The organism is Streptomyces sp. NPDC058665, assembly GCF_042714995.1.
GTDB lineage: Bacteria > Actinomycetota > Actinomycetes > Streptomycetales > Streptomycetaceae > Streptomyces.
Genome location: NZ_JBHXRX010000063.1, coordinates 1 through 17,983, shown reverse-complemented (window position 1 = coordinate 17,983; position 17,983 = coordinate 1). Strand labels below are relative to the sequence as shown.

The window sequence follows — 17,983 nt, the reverse complement described above, 5'->3', positions numbered from 1 at the left end:
GCTCCCCTGTCTACCGTCGGTGGGTGACGAGCAGCAGACTGGAGCCCCCCGCACACACCACCGGCGCACACCGTGCGCCCCGTCGCGCGCCCCGATCGGGTACGCGCACGCCGGGCGCGGACCGCCCGGATACGAACGCGCAGGCCACCCACCGCCCGCCCGTGCGGTACGAGCCGTATCTGGACGGGCTGTTCACGTACTGCCTCTCCGTGCTGTGCGACCACGACGCGGCGACCGAGGTGCTCGGCCAGGTCCTGGCCATCTCCGAGCGCCACTACGGGCGTTGTCCGGCGGGCGAGGGGGAGCGCGGGGCCTGGCTCTACTCGCTCGCCCGGTGGGCCTGTCTGCGCCGGCTCGGTGAACAGCGCGCGAGCCGCCCGGGGGCGCACACCGGCCGTCGCGGGCCGGACCCGGCCGAGGGCGGGCACAAGGACTCCGCCCTGCCGCCGGAGGTCGCCGCGCGCCGCCGGCGTGAACTCGCCCTGCTGGCCTGGCCCGAGGCCGCCGGTACGACCCCCGAACAGCGCGAGGCGCTCGAACTGGCCGTACGCCACGGGCTCGGCGCGCGCGACGTCGCCGCCGTCCTGTCCATGGAGCAGCTGCCCGCCCGCGAACTGCTCAACTCCGCCGCCTGCGAGGTCGAGCGCACCAGGGCCGCGCTCGCCGTCGTGGAGACGGGCAACTGCCCGGCCGTCGCCCAGCTCACCGGCGACGACCAGGTGCTTCTCTCGGCCGCGCTCCGCCGCGAGCTGGTCCGGCACGTGGACGACTGCCCGCGCTGTCGCCGCGCCGCCGAGCGCGCCGCGGCCGCGGGCCCCTGGCCCGGCTCGGCCGCCGCCACCCGCGCCGCCCGGCCCGCCCGGCCCACCTCGTCGGGCGTGCCCTCCTGGGCCGCTTCCCCCGCCGTCCTGCCGCTCGTCGAGGCCCCCCGGTCCGCGGCGTACACCGCCATGACGAACACCCCGCGCGCGCGTGCCACCACCCCGCGCTTCGGCCGAAACGGCTTCCCCATGGACCCCAAGGACCGCGCCGCCCGCCGCGACCGGCTGCGCGCGCGGGCCGTCACGACCACCGTCGTGGCGACCGTCGTCGCCGCGCCCGTCTTCGCCCTCTGGGCGGCGTACCGGGGCGCGCCGCCGACCGGGGAGGGCCACGGCGGGACGTCCGTCAGCGCCGGTGACGCCGAGCGGCGCGGCGCGCACGGCGCCGACCCGTACGACACCTATGAGAACGCGGGCAACGCCCAGGACCGGCCCGGCGACCCCTTCGCCCGCGGCGGTAAGGACCCTGACGTCTCCGTCGAGGTCATCAGCGACGGCACGGGCGGCCCGTCCGGCACACCCGGAGCGGGTTCCGGACGGCTCGCGGTCACGGCCGAGTCGAGTGGCGACCGTACGAGGATCACGCTCACCGCGACCGGTGGCGAGCCCGTCTCGTGGTCGGCCTGGACCAGCGCGTCCTGGCTGCGGCTGAGCCGTACGTCCGGCACGCTCGCCCCCGGCAGGTCCGTCACCGTCCATGTCCACGTGGACCACGCGCGCGAGCCGTCAGGACCGTGGCGCGCCCGTATCGGGCTGAGCCCCGCGGGCTCGGTGGTGGCGATCAGCGGTTACGGTGCCAGGCCGCCGTCCTCGTCGGACCCCGGCCCCGGTCACGGTCCGGGACCCGGTCCCGGCCGGCCGACGCGCCCGCCGTCCTCGCCGCCGCCGGGCACGGGCGGCCCCGGCCCGAGCGACCCGGGCGAACCGACCGACCCGGGTCCGACCGACCCCACCGATCCGCCGCCCGGCACGGGCGACCCGACGGACCCGACCGATCCGCCGCCGGGCTCCGGCGACCCGAGCCCGCCCGGAGACCCGTCCGGTCCGGCCGACCCGGGTGGCTCGGGCGGTTCGGGCGATGCGGACACGCCGCCCGCGTCTCCGTGAGCGGGCGCGCCGCCGCCCTCCGCCGTCAGACCGGGGGCGCGGGCGCCGGAACCGGGTCCGCCGGGTGCGGGGCGACGAGTGGCAGGGCGCTCGCCAGCCGTGCCTCGCAGAGCTCGACCAGCGTGTCGTACCCGGCCTTGCCCATCAGCTCCGTCAGCTCGGGGGCGTACGTCCGGTACACGGGCTCGCCCGCCCCGTGCGCCGACGTCGCCGATGTGCACCACCAGTGCAGGTCGTGCCCGCCGGGGCCCCAGCCCCGCCGGTCGTACTCGCCGATCGTCACCTGGAGCACCCGCGACTCGTCGGGCCGCTCGATCCAGTCGTACGTACGCCGCACCGGCAGCTGCCAGCAGACGTCGGGCTTCGTCTCCAGCGGCTCGCGGTCCTCCCGCAGCGCCAGGATGTGCAGCGCGCAGCCCGCGCCGCCGGCGAAACCGGGCCGGTTCTGGAAGACGCACGAGCCGTCCCAGCGGCGCGTCTTGCGAGCGCCGTCGTCGTCCGTCTCCACCCAGCCGCTGTCCGTCCCCACGTCGTGGAACTGCCACAGCTCCGGCGTGAGCCGTTTCACGTGCCCCGCGACCCGCTTCTCGTCGTCCTCGTCGGAGAAGTGCGCCCCCAGCGTGCAGCAGCCGTCGTCGGCGCGGCCTGCCTCGATGCCCTGGCAGCCGCTGCCGAAGACACAGGTCCAGCGAGAGGTGAGCCAGGTCAGATCGCACCGGAAGACCTGGTCGTCGTCGGCCGGATCAGGGAATTCGACCCAGGACCGCGCGAAGTCCAGCCCCTTCTCGTCGGGCGGAATCTGCTCATGCTGCTTCTTGGCGCGTCTGGCTTTGCCCGGCTTCGCCTTGTTCGTCTTTGGCACGGGTCCAGCGTATGCGCGTCACCGCAGTAGCGTTCGCGCATGAGACTCGGAGTTCTCGACGTCGGTTCGAACACCGTCCACCTGCTGGCGGTCGACGCCCATCGCGGCGCGCGCCCGCTGCCCGCCCATTCCCACAAGACCGAGCTGAGGCTCGCCGAACTGCTCGACGCGGACGGCGCGATCGGCCCCGACGGCGTGGACCGACTGGTGGCCACGGTCGCCGACGCGCTCCAAGCGGCCGAGGACAAGGGCTGCGAGGCGGTGCTGTCGTTCGCGACGTCCGCCGTACGCGAGGCGAGCAACGCCGACCAGGTACTCGCCAGGGTCAAGGCGGAGACGGACGTTGACCTCCATGTCCTGACCGGGGACGAGGAGGCCCGGCTGACGTTCCTCGCCGCCCGGCGCTGGTTCGGGTGGTCGGCGGGGCGGCTGCTGGTCCTGGACATCGGCGGCGGCTCGCTGGAGATCGCCTACGGCGTCGACGAGGAACCGGACGCCGTGGCGTCCCTGCCCCTGGGCGCCGGCCGCCTCACCGCGGCCTGGCTGCCCGGAGATCCGCCCGATCCCGGGGCCGTGAAGGAGCTGCGCCGCCATGTGCGGGCCGAGATCGCCCGTTGCGTGGGTGAGTTCACCCGCTTCGGCGAACCGGACCATGTCGTGGCCACCTCGAAGACCTTCCGGCAGCTGGCGAGGATCGCCGGGGCCGCCCGGTCCGCCGACGGGCTCTATGTACAGCGGGATCTGAGCCGTAAATCGCTGGAGGAGTGGGTCCCCAAACTGGCGGTGATGCCCGCCGCGCGCCGTGCCGCGCTGCCCGGTGTGTCGGACGGGCGGGCGCCCCAGCTGCTCGCCGGCGCGCTGGTCGCGGACGCGGCGATGGATCTGTTCGGCGTCGACGAGCTGGAGATCTGCCCCTGGGCGCTGCGCGAGGGCGTGATCCTGCGACGGCTGGACCAGCTGCCGACGACGCAGGTCTGAGCGCCGGCCCCTGCGATCGCTCGCCCGTAGAGCGCTCGCCCTGTGACGGCTGGCCCTCTTCAGGAGGGCGAGCCGTTGCACTCGTCACTTTCCCCGCCGCTGCCCGCGAAGCCGCCCTCCGCTGCCCGTACCCTGTCCCCGTGGCAGAAGCAGTGGTGCGCATCCCGGATGCGAAGGTCGCGCTGTCGACGGCCTCCGTCTATCCGGAGTCCACGGCGACGGCCTTCGAGATCGCCGGGCGCCTCGGGTACGACGGCGTCGAGGTCATGGTCTGGACGGACCCGGTCAGCCAGGACATCGAGGCACTGCGCCGGCTCTCCGACTATCACCACGTGCCGATCCTCGCCATCCACGCGCCCTGTCTGCTGATCACGCAGCGCGTCTGGTCGACGGACCCGTGGACCAAGCTCCAGCGCGCGCAGGCCGCCGCCGAGCGGCTGGGCGCCTCCACCGTCGTCGTACACCCGCCGTTCCGCTGGCAGCGCCAGTACGCGCGCGACTTCGTCACCGGCGTCTGGCGCATGGCCGACGAGACGGACGTACGGTTCGCCGTCGAGAACATGTACCCGTGGCGCTACCGGGACCGTGAAGTGCTCGCGTACGCCCCCGACTGGGACGTGACGAAGGACGACTACCGCCACTTCACCGTCGACCTGTCGCACACCGCCACCGCCCGCGCCGACGCGATGTCCATGGTCGGCCGCATGGGCGACCGGCTGGGGCACATCCATCTCGCCGACGGCAACGGCTCGGCCAAGGACGAGCACCTGGTGCCCGGACGCGGCACCCAGCCCTGCGCCGAACTCCTCGAACAGCTCGCGGGCAGCTCCTTCGACGGGAACGTCGTCATCGAGGTCAACACCCGGCGCGCGATGTCCTCGGCCGAACGCGAGGCCGACCTGGCGGAGGCGCTGGCCTTCACCCGGCTGCACCTCGCGTCGACGGGAGCCGCCGCCGGATCGCCGACCGGCTCCGCCGCCGGTTCGCCGTCGGGAGCGTCCGCCGCGGAGACCCGGGCGCCGCAGCCGCGCCTGTCGTACGGCCGCCCGGGGATGCGCCGCCGATGACGGGTACGGCCCCGCGCCGCCGTGGCCGCCCCGCCCGCTCGGACACGGGCACCGGTCCCGGCGCGCGCGAGCGGATCCTGGAGGCGGCCCGTACGGAGTTCGCCGAGCGCGGCTTCGACAAGACCTCCGTAAGAGGCATCGCGAAGGCGGCGGGCGTGGACCCCGCCCTCGTGCATCACTACTTCGGTACGAAGGAGGAGGTCTTCGGCGCCGCCATCGAGGTCTCCTTCGAACCGGCGATGGTGCTTCCCGCGCTGCTGAGTGGCGGCGAGGAGGGCATCGGCGAGCGGCTCGCGCGCTACTTCATCAGCGTGTGGGAGAACCCGGTGTCCCGGGCCCCGCTGCTCGCGATCATCCGTTCCGCCGTGACGAACGAGGCGGCGGCGGCCCTGCTGCGCAAGTTCGTGCTGCGGCGGCTGCTGGAGCGGATCGCGGTGGAACTGGACGTACCGGATCCCACCCTCCGCGCCGAGCTGGCCGCCTCGCACATGATCGGGATCGCGATCCTGCGGTACGTGCTCAAGGCGGAGCCGCTGGCCTCCGTGGACACGGAGGAGATCGTCAGACTCGTCGCGCCGACGCTCCAACGGTATCTGACCGAAGCCTGAGCCGAACCCGGACAGGTGTCCCGCATTCCGGACGGAGAGTCCAGATCTTGGAGCGGTGGGCGTAGGCTCGAAAAAGTCATTTCCACCGAAGGATCTGCCGAAGGAGCGAGCGACGATGCCCGAGCTGAGGTCCCGCACTGTCACCCACGGCCGCAACATGGCGGGCGCACGCGCCCTTATGCGGGCGTCGGGCGTAGCGAGCGAGGACATCGGCAAGCCGATCGTCGCCGTGGCCAACTCCTTCACCGAGTTCGTCCCCGGCCACACCCACCTCGCCCCCGTCGGCCGGATCGTCTCCGAGGCGATCAAGGCCGCCGGAGCCGTCCCGCGTGAGTTCAACACCATCGCCGTCGACGACGGCATCGCGATGGGCCACGGAGGCATGCTCTACAGCCTGCCGTCCCGCGATCTGATCGCCGACTCCGTCGAGTACATGGTCGAGGCGCACTGCGCGGACGCGCTGATCTGCATCTCCAACTGCGACAAGATCACGCCGGGCATGCTGATGGCCGCGATGCGGCTCAACATCCCCACGGTCTTCGTCTCCGGCGGCCCGATGGAGGCCGGCAAGGCCACCCTCGTCGACGGCACCGTCCGCAAGCTGGACCTGATCAACGCGATCTCGGACGCCGTCAACGAGTCCGTCTCCGACGAGGACATCCTCCGTATCGAGGAGAACGCCTGCCCGACCTGCGGCTCCTGCTCCGGCATGTTCACCGCCAACTCGATGAACTGCCTCGCGGAGGCCATCGGTCTCGCCCTGCCCGGCAACGGCTCGGTCCTCGCCACGCACACCGCGCGCAAGGCGCTGTACGAGAACGCGGGCCGCACCGTCGTCGACATCGCCCAGCGCTACTACGAAGGCGGCGACGAGACCGTCCTGCCGCGCAACATCGCCACCCGCGCGGCCTTCGACAACGCCATGGCACTCGACATCGCCATGGGCGGCTCCACGAACACGATCCTGCACCTCCTCGCCGCCGCCCAGGAGGCCGGTCTCGACTACGGCCTGGACGAGATCGACGCCGTCTCGCGCCGCGTCCCGTGCCTGGCGAAGGTCGCGCCGAACGTCGCGCCCGGCGGCACGTACTACATGGAGGACATCCACCGGGCCGGCGGTATCCCCGCCATCCTGGGCGAGCTGTACCGGGGCGGCCTTCTTGATGAGGACGTGCACTCGGTGCACTCCGACTCGCTCGACGAGTGGCTCAAGACCTGGGACGTGCGCGGCGGTTCACCCTCCGAGGAGGCCGTGGAGCTGTGGCACGCGGCGCCCGGCTGCGAGCGCTCGGCGACCGCGTTCTCCCAGTCCGAGCGGTGGGACACGCTCGACCTGGACGCCGAGGGCGGCTGTATCCGCTCGCTGGAGCACGCGTACTCGAAGGACGGCGGACTCGCCGTGCTGAAGGGCAACCTGGCCGTCGACGGCTGTGTGGTGAAGACCGCCGGCGTGGACGAGTCGATCTGGACCTTCGAAGGTCCCGCCGTCGTCTGCGAGTCGCAGGAGGACGCCGTCGAGAAGATCCTCCGTAAGGAGATCGCGGAGGGCGACGTCATCGTCATCCGCTACGAGGGTCCGCGCGGCGGCCCCGGCATGCAGGAGATGCTCTACCCCACCTCGTATCTGAAGGGCCGCGGCCTGGGCAAGGCGTGCGCCCTGGTCACCGACGGCCGCTTCTCCGGCGGTACGTCGGGCCTGTCGATCGGCCACGCCTCGCCCGAGGCGGCCTCCGGCGGGACGATCGCGCTGGTGCGGGACGGCGACCGGATCCGGATCGACATCCCGGGACGCTCGATCGAACTGCTCGTCGCGGACGATGAGCTGGCGGTCCGGCGGGACGCGCTGAACGGTGTGTACGAGCCGGTCGACCGCGAGCGCAAGGTCTCCGTGGCGCTGCGCGCGTACGCGGCGATGGCGACGAGCGCGGACAAGGGCGCGGTCCGGGACGTCTCCCTGCTGGGCTGAGGCGCCGGGCCGACGCGCCGACGTTCAACCGTGAGCGCGACCCCGGCACCCGGTGTCTGTCACCAGGTGCCGGGGTTCTCGCTGTCCACGGCGAAGACGGACCCGTCGGGCGCGCCGGCGTAGACCCGGCCGGGCGCCGTCGCGGGGGCGGGCAGCGTCGACATGTAGGCGAGCTTTCCCGAGAGCAGACGTGGTTTCGTACGCCCGACCAGCGACCCCTTCGCCGTGTCGACCGTGATCAGCTGTCCGTCGGCGGCGGAGAAGTACAGCCGGTCACCGGCCGTCACGACGGGGCGGGACGAGCGGGCGACGTCGGTCTCCAACTCCCAGCGGGGCTTGGCGTTCGTCCCCGTACGGCTGGTGTCGACGGCCACCAGGCTCCCGCCGCGCGCCAGGAGATACGCGGTGTCGTCGCGTACGGCGAGCTGCGCATCGGCCATGACGTACGGCAGCGGGACACGGCGCACGTCGCCCCGCGCGGGGTCGTAGCGCACGACCGCGTCCGTCATCGAGTCCTGGTCGAGCGACGTGAGGAACAGGGCGCCGCCCTCGGTGGCCACCGGATCGAGATTTCCGTCCAGCCGCCGCTGCCAGGCGAGTTCGCCGTTCTTCGGGTCCACCGCGCTGACCAGTGTGGTGCGGCCGTCGGCCGAGGACTCGGCGGCGTAGGTGTGACCGGTCCCCGGGCTGTGGAAGGCGAGGATCGGGTCGGTGTGTCCGGGCAGCGGACGTTCCCAACGCCGCTTGCCCGTCGCGCCGTTGAGCGCCTCCACCCGTCCGTCGTTCCCGACGAGCAGGACGGTGTCGCCGGCATGGTGGACGCCGCCCTGGCGACCGGACACGTCCGCGCTCCAGACCGGTGTGCCGTCGTCCTTGTCGTACGCCCGCAGGCGCGCGCTCTTCACGGAGGTGAGGACGGTGTGGACGAGGCCGCCGGAGACGACGGGTACGGACGCGGTCTCGGCGCCCGCGCCGTGCGACCAGATGACATGGCCGTCGGCCGGATCGAGGCGGGCGACGGCGACGCCGGCGGTGGAGCAGAGCAGCGTCGCCGAGACGCCGGAGACGCTCGGGGTGTACGAACACGCCGGTGCGGTGCCGCGCTCGGCGGTCTTCCCGATGGCCGGGGCCAGCCACGGCTCGAAGGCCACCCCGGCCGTCTCCGTGGCGCCTGAGCCCCGCGGGGCGGACGAGTCGGCCCGTGTATCGCCGAAGCCCTGCGCGGCCCAGAGGGCGCCGTACACGAGCACCACGGCGCCGATCGCGAGCACCGGCCACTTGACTTGGCCACGCCGTGGGCCGCCGCCCGCGGTCTTCGGCTCCACGGGCTCGCGCCTGCCGTCCCGCTTCGAAGCGGGACGGGGGGACGGCTTCGGCGTGGCCGCGCTCCCGGCCGCTGAGTGCGCACCGACGTGGGTGCGCTGCTCGCCTCCCGGTACTGCCAACGGCCGCTCCGCCGAGCGCCGTTGAGCCGGTATGAACGCGTCCGCCTCGTAAGAAGGCGGACCCAGCTCCGACATGATCTCGTCCGGGGTGGGACGTTTCTGCGGATCCTTGGCGAGGCAACGCCCCACCAGCGGCGCCAGATCGGCGGGCAGCCCCACCAGGTCGGCCTCGTCGTGAACCACCTGGTAGGCGACGATGTACGGGCTGTCCGAGTCGAACGGCCCGCGCCCGGTCGCCGCGTGCACCAGCAGCGACCCCAGCGCGAACACGTCGGCCGCGGGCCCCACTTCACGCGGTCGCTGGAACTGCTCCGGCGCCATGTACGGCGGCGAGCCGATCAACTTCCCCGTCTCGGTGCGCAGATCGCTGTCGACCGGCCGCGAGATCCCGAAGTCGATGACCCTGGGGCCGTTGTCCGTAAGGAGTACGTTGCCGGGCTTGAGGTCCCGGTGGACGACACCGGCCCGGTGGATGTCCCGCAGCGCCTCGGCGAGCCCCGCCGTCAGCCGGCGCAACTCGGCGGGAGCCATGGGTCCGTTGCTCTTCACCTGTTCGGCCAGCGTCGGACCCGGGATGTACGAGGTGGCCATCCAGGGCCGCTCGGCGTCCGGGTCCGCGTCGACGACGGGCGCGGTGAAGGCACCGCTGACGCGCCGCGCCGCGGCGACCTCCTGACGGAAGCGGGCGCGGAACTCCGGGTCCGCCGCGTACTGCTGGTGCACCACCTTCACGGCGAGTCGCAGGCCGGACGCGGAGCGTGCCAGATGTACGACGCCCATGCCACCGGAGCCGAGACAGGCCTCCAGGCGGTAACTGCCGGCGTATTCCATGTGTGTTTTCCCCCGTGTCGCTTTCTGCGATCGCGACTCACGGAGCCTAGTCGATGGTGCGGCTGTGGCTGAAGGGTGTTGCTAGCCTGCGCGTCGAAGAGTGTGAACATTCAACAAGATCAACAAGGGGGAGAGCAGCGATGGCTGTTGACGAGGCGGGGGACGTGGCAGAGCTCGGGAGGACGGACACGAAGGTGGACACGGAGGCCGAGGCGGTGGCACTCGCCGCGGCGGTCGTCAGATACCCGATCGCGCCGGGCTACCGCGTCAATGTGCGCTCGGGTCCGGGCACGCAGTACTCGGTGGTCCGCACCCTTCCGTACAACGTGAAGGTGCCGGTCTACTGCCAGAAGCCCGGCACGTCCGTGAACGGGCCGTACGGAACGTCGAACATCTGGGACAACATCGCCAACGGCGAGTTCGTCTCGGACGCGTACGTCAAGACGGGCAGCGACGGATACGTCGCCCCGCGCTGCGCCTGAGCCGCTGAGGTCGAGGTCCAGGTCCCTCGGTCCGGGCACCGGCGCACAGGGATAATCATCTTGTGAGCCGGAGAAAGAGCGCGATTCCTGACGAGGGCGGCGAAGCCGCCGACACCCCCGCCGTCGCGGCAGCGGCAGCGCCGTCCACGGGCGGCGGCAGCCGCGACGGCGGAGGCGGTCCCGGCGGAGGTCCCGACGGCCCGCGCCCCGAGCCCATCCGCTTCTTCGGCACGACGTGGGTCGCCCACGACGGCGGGTACGGGCCGCGCCGCGTCGGCGTCGCCGCCGGCTCACTGGCCGCCGCCGTGGGCGCGTGCTTCCTGCTGCGCTTCGCCTATCAGGGCCTGGAGATCGCGAACGCCAGTCCCTTCGTCGGCGTGCTCGTCATCGTGATGTTCTCGGTGTGCAGCGCCATCGCCTTCCGCAAGACCTGGGAAGGGTTCTCCAAGCGCCCGGTCGACGCCGCCCGCGAGGAGGCGCTGCGCAGTCTCAAGGGGATCGGCTTCATCGGCTCGCTGGTCGCGTACTTCGTGCGCTCGCTCACCGAGGCGCCGGGTGAGGCGCTGCGGCGTACCGAGTACGAGACGGCCGTCAGCCAGTACGAGCGCCGCCGCACCGCCCGGACCCGCAACCCGGCCGCCCGCAAGGGCGGCCGCACCAAGCGCAGGTAACCCGGGGCGGATCGGGCCCGAGGACCGCGCCCCCGTACGCCCCCGCACCCGGCAGGATGGGACGCATGACCGATCGCGCGCTCTCCTTCGATGTCGTCGCCGGCCAGTACGACTCCGCCCGGCCCGGCTATCCGCCGGTGCTCTTCGACGCCGTCGAGGAACTGTCCGGCCGCCCTCACCGGGGCTCCCGCGTCCTCGACGTCGGCGCCGGGACCGGTATCGCGACCCGTCTGCTGCGTGCGCGCGGCGCCGAGGTCGTCGCGGTCGAGCCGGGTCCCGGCATGGCCGCGCGGCTGCGCCGGGGTCTGCCCGACACCCCGCTGGTCAGGGGCTTCGGCGACGCGCTGCCGATCGCGGACGCGTCCGTCGATCTGGTGACGTACGCCCAGTCCTGGCACTGGACCGACCCGGCCCGCTCCGTCCCCGAGGCGCTGCGGGTGCTGCGGCCGGGCGGCGCGCTCGCCCTGTGGTGGAACGTCGCCGACCCCACCGTTCCCTGGGTCGCCGCGCAGGAGGAACGGCTCCACCGGCTCGCGGGCGAGAGCGAGGCCGAGAGTTCGCACGGCTCGGGGGGCCGACGCGCCGAGAGGCTGCCGCAGGATCTGCCGCGCGTGCGGCGCGAGTTGCACTGGACCCGCACCGTCCCGCTCGACACCCATCTCGCCAATCTCGGCAGCCACTCCTTCTTCCGCGTCCTCGGTGAGGAGGCCACGGCCGCCTGCCTCGCCGCCGAACGCGCCGAACTGCTCAAGATCTTTCCGACCGGCCAGGTCGACGAGGCGTACTCGGTCGAGCTGACTGTCACATTTCGCGACTCCGCTTCGTCTGTCCTTCGACGCCCGTCGTCCGACGCCTGACGGCGGGGGTCCGGCACCGGGACCTGGCGTGACACCGGCACAGGGGAGAGGAGCGCCGACACATGGCCGATCTGGCGGTTTTCGAGCGTGAGCGCAAGAGGCTGTGGGGCATCGCGTACCGCATCACCGGATCCGTCGCCGATGCCGAGGACGCGGTCCAGGAGACCTGGCTGCGCTGGCAGCGGCTGTCCGACGACGAGGCGGACGACCCCAGGTCGTATCTGACGACGGTCATCAGCCGGCTCTGTTACGACCAGCTCGGCTCCGCGCGCGCCCGCCGTGAGTCGTACGTCGGGCCGTGGCTGCCCGAGCCGGTGGTCACCGACAGCGGTCCGGAGGACCGGGTCACGCTGGACGAGTCCGTCGGGCTCGCGATGCTCACCGTGCTGGAGCGGCTGACACCGGCGGAGCGCACCGCGTTCATCCTGCACGACGTCTTCGCCGTGCCCTTCAGGGAGATCGCCGACATCGTGGGGCGCACGCCCGATTCCGTACGGCAGTTGGCCTCCCGCGCCCGCCGCCGGGTACGGGCCGACGCGCCACGCCGCTCCGTCGACCGGGGCGAACACCGGCGCGCCGTCGAGGCGTTCCTGTCGGCCGTGCTGGGCGGGGACTTCGACGGACTGCTGGAGATCCTCGACCCCGAGGTCGTGTGGCGCTCGGACGGCGGCGGCAAGGTCACGGCGGCCAGGCTGCCCGTCATTGGCGACGAGAAGGCCGTCCGCTTCGCGCGGCACCTCGCGCGCGACTACGACCCCGAGACGATGAACGCCTCCGTACGCGAGGTGAACGGCGCCCCCGGCCTCGTGGTCACCGACCCAGTCGGCGACCGGGTCATCGTCTTCGCCTTCAGCGTGCACGGCGGGCTGATCACCGAGATCGACGCCGTGATCAACCCGGAGAAGCTGCGCCACCTCGACCTCGGGAGTCTGTGACCGCGCTCACCGTCACAAGCGGGGGCGCTATGTCGTCCCCCTTGTATGACACCCACCAACACGCACCCCCTTCCTTCGGAGAAGCCGCGGATCGTCGTGGTCGGCGCGGGCTACGCGGGGATGATGTCCGCACTGCGCCTCGCCCCGCACGCCCACGTCACCCTCGTCGACCCCGCCGACCGGTTCACCGAACGCGTCCGGCTGCACGAACGCGCGGCCGGACGCCCCGACGTCACCCACCCGCTCGGCTCGTTCCTCCGCCCGACCGGAATCACCCATGTCGCCGCCCGCGCCACCGAGATCGACACGGCGGGCCGCGAGGTCCGTACCGACGACGGCCGTCTCCTGCCGTACGACCGGCTCGTCCACGCACTCGGCAGCCGCACCCGGTCCGTCGGCCCCGGCGACCGGGACCGCGTGTACACGGTCGAGTCGGCCACCGAACTGCACAAGCGCCTGAAGGACGGACCCGGCTCCCTGACGGTCGTGGGCGGCGGTCTCACCGGTATCGAGCTGGCCACCGAACTCGCCGAGACCCACCCCGGCTGGCGCGTCACCCTCCTTACGGAGGGCGACGTCGGCCCGGGGCTCTCCGCGAAGGGCCGCGCCCATGTCCGTACAGTGCTCGCCGGCCGCGGCGTACGAGTCGAGGAAGACCGCCGTGTCGCCGGTCCGGACGACATCGACACCGACGTCGTCGTCTGGGCAGCCTCGATGACCCCCAACACCGAACTGGCGCGCGCCGCCGGGATCGCGACCGACGCCGGAGGGCGGCTGGAGGTCGACGCGGTGCTGCGGTCGGTGTCCCACCCGGAGGTGTACGGCGCCGGCGACTCGGCCGCCGGGCACACCGCCTCGGCCGGTGCGCTGCGCATGGGGTGCGCGGCGGCCCTTCCCTGCGGTTCGCAGGCCGCGAGCGCGATCATCGCCGAACTGCGTGGCCAGGAGCCGAAACCCCTGAACTTCTCCTACTACCTCCAGTGTCTGAGCCTGGGCCGCCACGACGGACTGGTCCAGTTCGTACGGCCCGACGACTCACCCCGTGAACGCGTCCTCACCGGCCGGCCCGCGGCGTATGTGAAGGAGGGCATCGTCCGCTCCACGGTCCGCTCGCTGAAGCTGGCGTCCCGTCAGCCGGCCCTGCTCGCGCACATCCCGGGCTTCGGCTGAGCCCCCGGCCTTGACGGTGCGGCGCGGGCGGGAGCATTATTCATCAGGTGATGAATAAAGCAGAGGCTGCCATCCGCGCCCACGGACTGCGCGTCGCACGAGGCGACCGCACCGTGCTGCGCGACCTCGACTTCGCCGTACCCCCCGGTCGGATCACCGGCCTCCTCGGCCCCTCCGGCTGCGGCAAGTCCACCCTGATGCGCGCCGTCGTCGGCACCCAGGCCAAGGTCAGCGGCACCCTGGACGTCCTCGGCCGCCCGGCCGGCGACGCCACACTCCGCGCCCGCATCGGCTACGTCACCCAAGCGCCCTCGGTCTACGACGACTTGACGGTCCGTCAGAATCTGGAGTACTTCGCGGCCGTCCTCGACCCCGGACGCTCCCACCGCGACGCCCGCGACGAGACCGTCCACCGCGCCATCACCGACGTCGACCTCACCTCCCACGCCGACGCCCTCGCCGGCAGGCTCTCCGGCGGCCAGCGCAGCCGCGTCTCGCTGGCCGTCGCCCTGCTCGGCACACCCGAACTCCTCGTCCTCGACGAACCGACCGTCGGCCTCGACCCCGTCCTCCGCCGCGACCTGTGGGAGCTCTTCCACCGCATCGCAGCCGACCGCGCGGCCACGCTCCTCGTCTCCTCCCATGTGATGGACGAGGCCGAACGCTGCCACCGCCTCCTCCTGATGCGCGAAGGCGACATCCTCGCCGACGACACCCCCGACGCCCTGCGCACCCGCACCGGCCGCGAAACGGTCGAAGAAGCCTTCCTCCACCTGGTCGACGAGGCCAACGCCCACGCACTCCAGGAGACCCCGCGATGACCACCTCGACCCCGACCCCGGCCGCCCCCTCGCCCCAGATCCCGGCCCGCCCGCCACGCGCCTTCTCCGGAGCCCGCACCCTGGCCACCGCCGCCCGCGTCCTGCGTCAACTGCGCCACGACCCCAGGTCCATCGCGCTGATGATCCTCGTCCCGTGCGTGATGCTCTTCCTCCTGCGCTACGTCTTCGACGCCGACGCCCGCACCTTCGACGCCATCGGCGCCTCACTGCTCGGCATCTTCCCGCTGATCACGATGTTCCTGGTCACCTCCATCGCCACCCTCCGCGAGCGCACATCGGGCACCCTGGAACGCCTGCTCGCCATGCCCCTCGGCAAGGCCGACCTCATCGCCGGCTACGCCCTCGCCTTCGGCGCCCTCGCGGTCCTCCAGTCCCTCCTCGCCACCGGGCTCGCCGTCTGGGGCCTCGGCCTGGACGTCGTCGGCTCACCCTGGCTGCTCCTGCTGGTCGCACTCCTCGACGCCCTGCTCGGCACGGCTCTCGGACTCTTCGTCTCCGCCTTCGCCGCCTCCGAATTCCAGGCGGTCCAGTTCATGCCGGCGGTGATCTTCCCCCAACTGCTGCTCTGCGGACTGTTCACCGCACGCGAGAACATGCACCCGGTACTCGAAGCGATCTCGGACGTCCTGCCCATGTCCTACGCCGTCGACGGCATGAACGAGGTCCTGGGCCACTCCGAGGTCACCGGCGACTTCGTCCGCGACATCCTGATCGTCGCCGGCTGCGCGGTCCTGGTCCTCGCCCTGGGCGCGGCCACCCTCCGCCGCCGCACCGCGTAGGGAGTGTCGGACCCGCCCGCCGTTCCGCCACGCGGACACGGCGGGCCCGCCCTCGCCGCCGGTGCGAGGATGGTCATGGACGTTCCGTACGACAGCTCGACCCACCCCACCGGCGAGGTGACCCCGCATGACCAAGACCATCGCAGTGCTCGGTACCGGCAAGATCGGCGAAGCTCTCCTCAGTGGCATGATCCGCGCCGGCTGGCGCCCCGCCGACCTCCTGGTCACCACCCGCCGCGCCGAACGCGCCGACCAGCTCCGGGACCGCTACGGCGTCGAACCCGTCACCAACGCCGAAGCCGCCAAGCGCGCCGACACACTCATCCTCGCCGTGAAGCCGCAGGACATGGGCAAGCTCCTCGACGAACTCGCCCCCCACGTCCCCGCCGACCGCCTGGTCATCAGCGCCGCCGCGGGTATCCCCACGTCCTTCATCGAGGAACGCCTCACCACCGGTATCTCCGTCGTACGGGTCATGCCCAACACTCCCGTCCTCGTGGACGAAGGCATGTCCGTCATCTCCGGCGGCAGCCACGCCACCCCCGCCGACCTCAGCCACACCGAGGAGATCTTCGGCGGCGTCGGCAAGACGGCCCGCGTCCCCGAGTCCCAGCAAGACGCGGCGACCGCCCTCTCCGGCTCGGGCCCCGCGTACTTCTACTTCCTCGTCGAGGCCATGACCGACGCCGGCATCCTCCTCGGCCTGCCCCGCGCCCAGGCCCACGACCTCATCGTCCAGGCCGCCATCGGCGCCGCGGTCATGCTGCGCGACAGCGGCGAACACCCGGTGAAGCTCCGCGAAGCCGTGACCTCCCCGGCGGGCACCACCATCAGCGCCATTCGCGAACTGGAGAACCACGGCGTACGGGCCGCCCTCATCGCCGCCATCGAAGCCGCCCGCGACCGCAGCCGCGAACTGGCCTCCGGCAACGGCTGACCGGCCCGCCCCGTTCCTGCTCCCGTCAGCCGGCGGGCAACAGCCCGACCGCGTCATAGGCCGCGTCCACCACCGGCCGGGCCATCTCCCTGGCCCGCTCCGCACCCTCCTTCAGAACCTTGTCCACCTGACCGGGATCAGCAGCGAGCTCCGCGTGCCGCGCCCGGACCGGCCGCAACAGCTCGATGACGGCCTCCGCGGTGTCCTGCTTGAGCGAGCCGTACGACTCATAGGCACCGGCAAGCTCATCTGGGCTCCCGCCTCCGCACGCCGAGAGAATCTCCAGCAGATTGGCCAACCCGGGTTTGGCGACCGGGTCGTACTCGACCTCGCGCCCGCTGTCCGTGACCGCCCGCATCACCTTTCTGCGCACCACGTCCGTCTCGTCGAGCAGATAGACGATCCCGGCCCCCGACTCGTGCGACTTCCCCATCTTCGAGCTCGGATCCTGCAGATCCATGACCCGCGCGGCCACCGGCGGATTCGTGGCCCTGGGCACGGTGAACGTCGGCCCGTAGCGAAGATTGAAACGCTCAGCCAGGTCGCGCGTCAGCTCCACATGCTGCGTCTGGTCGTCACCGACCGGCACCTCGTCGGTCCGGTACGCGAGGATGTCCGCCGCCATCAGCGCCGGATAGGTCAGCAGCGACGCCCGCACGCTCTGCCCGGCGGCCTTCGCGCGCACGGACTTCTCCTTGTACTGGATCATGCGCCGCAGCTCGCCGTCGGTGGCCGTGCACTCCAGCAGATAGGAGAGCCGGGTGTGCGCGCCGACATGACTCTGTACGAAGACGGTGCACCGAGCGGGGTCCAGTCCCGCGGCGAGCATGAGCGTCGCCGCCTGCCGGCTGAGTCTGCGCACCCTGGCCGGATCGTGCTCCACGGTCAGGGCATGCAGATCGACGATGCTGAACAGGGCGTCGGCCCGGTACTGATCCACCTCGGCCCACCTGCGTACGGCCCCGAGGTAGTTGCCCAACGTCAGATGGCCCGTCGGCTTGATTCCACTGAAGATTCGCGTCATCTCACTCGTCCCACTCCTGGTCGGAGCCGCCGCCCGGGGCCGGGCTCTCGGACCTCCACCAGGGGAGAAACGCGAACGGCCGCCAGAGCGGCGGCCGTTGGTCACATACGTGTCAGCGGGCCGCCGTCAGACGGCCCGCCAGCTGAAAGTGCACGCATGCGTGGTCATGGGAGCAAGAGTACGCGGGCCCTACCCCGATGACCCGAGGTTGACACGTCCAAGTCGTGAACGTAATGTTCTCCGAGCTGTCCGACGTGAGCATCGACCCCGGTCGATCCCCGGACGGTCATTCCGCAAGGCCACTGCAAACGTGCGACATTCGGTCGCTTTCTTTTGCGCGCGCTTTTGCGAAATGAGGAATCCGCGTTCGAACACGGGACGCGAAACCCCGATTAGCGTCGGGGGAACGGTTCCGCTAAGGTTTCACTCGTCGGAACGGCCGCAGGGCCGGAAAGACAAACCCGCTGACTGGGAATCAGGTGCCGAAAGGTTCTGATAGAGTCGGGAACGCAAGACAGCAGGACCGAAGGGAAAGCCCGGAGGGGCCCGGAGACGGGACCGAAGGAAGCGTCCGTTCCTTGAGAACTCAACAGCGTGCCAA

The 17,983-nt window shown here is 71.9% G+C and carries 16 protein-coding genes; 13 read left to right on the top strand and 3 right to left on the bottom strand.

Going from position 1 to position 17,983, the window contains the following annotated elements:
• Window positions 1–23: 23 nt before the first annotated feature.
• Entirely contained in the window at window positions 24–1,928 is a 1,905-nt protein-coding gene (locus tag ACFWV8_RS30935) for a hypothetical protein (RefSeq protein WP_384211438.1), read from the top strand.
• 25 nt (window positions 1,929–1,953) lie between these two features.
• On the opposite strand, the gene ACFWV8_RS30930 is transcribed toward ACFWV8_RS30935, so the two are convergent.
• On the bottom strand, window positions 1,954–2,790 hold the full coding sequence (locus ACFWV8_RS30930; protein WP_384211435.1) for a hypothetical protein: 837 nt from the start codon (window positions 2,788–2,790) through the stop codon (window positions 1,954–1,956).
• A 39-nt stretch (window positions 2,791–2,829) separates the two neighbouring features.
• On the opposite strand from ACFWV8_RS30930, the gene ACFWV8_RS30925 reads away from it, so the two are divergent.
• The 4 genes from ACFWV8_RS30925 (at window position 2,830) to ilvD (ending at window position 7,409) form a co-directional block, all read left to right on the top strand.
• Window positions 2,830–3,768 carry a Ppx/GppA phosphatase family protein gene (locus ACFWV8_RS30925; protein ID WP_329383581.1) on the top strand — a complete coding sequence of 313 codons (939 nt, stop codon included), beginning with the start codon at window positions 2,830–2,832 and terminating at the stop codon, window positions 3,766–3,768.
• 140 nt (window positions 3,769–3,908) lie between these two features.
• Window positions 3,909–4,835, top strand: coding sequence for a sugar phosphate isomerase/epimerase family protein (locus tag ACFWV8_RS30920; RefSeq protein ID WP_384211433.1), 927 nt, complete (start codon window positions 3,909–3,911; stop codon window positions 4,833–4,835).
• Window positions 4,832–5,443: a TetR family transcriptional regulator gene (locus ACFWV8_RS30915; protein WP_384211431.1), complete on the top strand. Its 612-nt coding sequence runs from the start codon at window positions 4,832–4,834 to the stop codon at window positions 5,441–5,443. The genes ACFWV8_RS30920 and ACFWV8_RS30915 overlap by 4 nt, the downstream gene beginning before the upstream one ends.
• A 115-nt stretch (window positions 5,444–5,558) precedes the next feature.
• Entirely contained in the window at window positions 5,559–7,409 is a 1,851-nt protein-coding gene (gene ilvD / locus ACFWV8_RS30910) for a dihydroxy-acid dehydratase (RefSeq protein ID WP_329383572.1), read from the top strand.
• A gap of 59 nt (window positions 7,410–7,468) precedes the next feature.
• Here the strand turns inward: ilvD and ACFWV8_RS30905 are convergent, their stop codons facing one another.
• Window positions 7,469–9,685: a PQQ-binding-like beta-propeller repeat protein gene (locus tag ACFWV8_RS30905; RefSeq protein WP_384211428.1), complete on the bottom strand. Its 2,217-nt coding sequence runs from the start codon at window positions 9,683–9,685 to the stop codon at window positions 7,469–7,471.
• 140 nt (window positions 9,686–9,825) lie between these two features.
• On the opposite strand from ACFWV8_RS30905, the gene ACFWV8_RS30900 reads away from it, so the two are divergent.
• From ACFWV8_RS30900 to proC, 8 genes are all read left to right on the top strand, one after another.
• A complete protein-coding gene (locus ACFWV8_RS30900; protein ID WP_384211425.1) occupies window positions 9,826–10,167 on the top strand; it encodes an SH3 domain-containing protein in 342 nt (113 codons plus the stop codon).
• A gap of 215 nt (window positions 10,168–10,382) precedes the next feature.
• The gene (locus ACFWV8_RS30895) at window positions 10,383–10,838 is read left to right on the top strand and encodes a hypothetical protein (RefSeq protein WP_384211502.1); all 456 of its coding nucleotides are present in this window, start codon (window positions 10,383–10,385) and stop codon (window positions 10,836–10,838) included.
• Between the two features lie 65 nt (window positions 10,839–10,903).
• A complete protein-coding gene (locus tag ACFWV8_RS30890; protein WP_384211422.1) occupies window positions 10,904–11,695 on the top strand; it encodes a class I SAM-dependent methyltransferase in 792 nt (263 codons plus the stop codon).
• 62 nt (window positions 11,696–11,757) lie between these two features.
• Window positions 11,758–12,630, top strand: a complete 873-nt coding sequence (gene sigJ, locus ACFWV8_RS30885; protein ID WP_384211420.1) for an RNA polymerase sigma factor SigJ — start codon at window positions 11,758–11,760, stop codon at window positions 12,628–12,630.
• 45 nt (window positions 12,631–12,675) lie between these two features.
• Entirely contained in the window at window positions 12,676–13,800 is a 1,125-nt protein-coding gene (locus ACFWV8_RS30880; RefSeq protein WP_384211417.1) for an NAD(P)/FAD-dependent oxidoreductase, read from the top strand.
• Between the two features lie 50 nt (window positions 13,801–13,850).
• Window positions 13,851–14,621 carry an ABC transporter ATP-binding protein gene (locus ACFWV8_RS30875; protein WP_384211414.1) on the top strand — a complete coding sequence of 257 codons (771 nt, stop codon included), beginning with the start codon at window positions 13,851–13,853 and terminating at the stop codon, window positions 14,619–14,621.
• Window positions 14,618–15,421, top strand: coding sequence for an ABC transporter permease (locus tag ACFWV8_RS30870; protein ID WP_384211412.1), 804 nt, complete (start codon window positions 14,618–14,620; stop codon window positions 15,419–15,421). Before ACFWV8_RS30875 ends, ACFWV8_RS30870 begins: the two co-directional genes overlap by 4 nt.
• Before the next feature lie 127 nt (window positions 15,422–15,548).
• Window positions 15,549–16,358 (top strand): pyrroline-5-carboxylate reductase, encoded by an 810-nt coding sequence (gene proC / locus ACFWV8_RS30865; protein WP_329383550.1) that lies wholly within the window; start codon window positions 15,549–15,551, stop codon window positions 16,356–16,358.
• Between the two features lie 25 nt (window positions 16,359–16,383).
• On the opposite strand, the gene trpS is transcribed toward proC, so the two are convergent.
• Window positions 16,384–17,382 carry a tryptophan--tRNA ligase gene (gene trpS / locus ACFWV8_RS30860; RefSeq protein WP_384211409.1) on the bottom strand — a complete coding sequence of 333 codons (999 nt, stop codon included), beginning with the start codon at window positions 17,380–17,382 and terminating at the stop codon, window positions 16,384–16,386.
• Between the last annotated feature and the right edge of the window lie 601 nt (window positions 17,383–17,983).

Excerpts from the sequence above, each read along its gene's own strand:
- proC (WP_329383550.1), top strand. The coding sequence starts at position 15,549 with ATGACCAAGACCATCGCAGTGCTCGGTACCGGCAAGATCGGCGAAGCT.
- ACFWV8_RS30905 (WP_384211428.1), bottom strand. The coding sequence starts at position 9,685 with ATGGAATACGCCGGCAGTTACCGCCTGGAGGCCTGTCTCGGCTCCGGT.
- trpS (WP_384211409.1), bottom strand. The coding sequence starts at position 17,382 with ATGACGCGAATCTTCAGTGGAATCAAGCCGACGGGCCATCTGACGTTG.
- ACFWV8_RS30890 (WP_384211422.1), top strand. The coding sequence starts at position 10,904 with ATGACCGATCGCGCGCTCTCCTTCGATGTCGTCGCCGGCCAGTACGAC.
- ACFWV8_RS30900 (WP_384211425.1), top strand. The coding sequence starts at position 9,826 with ATGGCTGTTGACGAGGCGGGGGACGTGGCAGAGCTCGGGAGGACGGAC.
- ACFWV8_RS30875 (WP_384211414.1), top strand. The coding sequence starts at position 13,851 with ATGAATAAAGCAGAGGCTGCCATCCGCGCCCACGGACTGCGCGTCGCA.
- ACFWV8_RS30915 (WP_384211431.1), top strand. The coding sequence starts at position 4,832 with ATGACGGGTACGGCCCCGCGCCGCCGTGGCCGCCCCGCCCGCTCGGAC.
- ACFWV8_RS30880 (WP_384211417.1), top strand. The coding sequence starts at position 12,676 with ATGACACCCACCAACACGCACCCCCTTCCTTCGGAGAAGCCGCGGATC.
- ACFWV8_RS30870 (WP_384211412.1), top strand. The coding sequence starts at position 14,618 with ATGACCACCTCGACCCCGACCCCGGCCGCCCCCTCGCCCCAGATCCCG.
- ilvD (WP_329383572.1), top strand. The coding sequence starts at position 5,559 with ATGCCCGAGCTGAGGTCCCGCACTGTCACCCACGGCCGCAACATGGCG.
- sigJ (WP_384211420.1), top strand. The coding sequence starts at position 11,758 with ATGGCCGATCTGGCGGTTTTCGAGCGTGAGCGCAAGAGGCTGTGGGGC.
- ACFWV8_RS30925 (WP_329383581.1), top strand. The coding sequence starts at position 2,830 with ATGAGACTCGGAGTTCTCGACGTCGGTTCGAACACCGTCCACCTGCTG.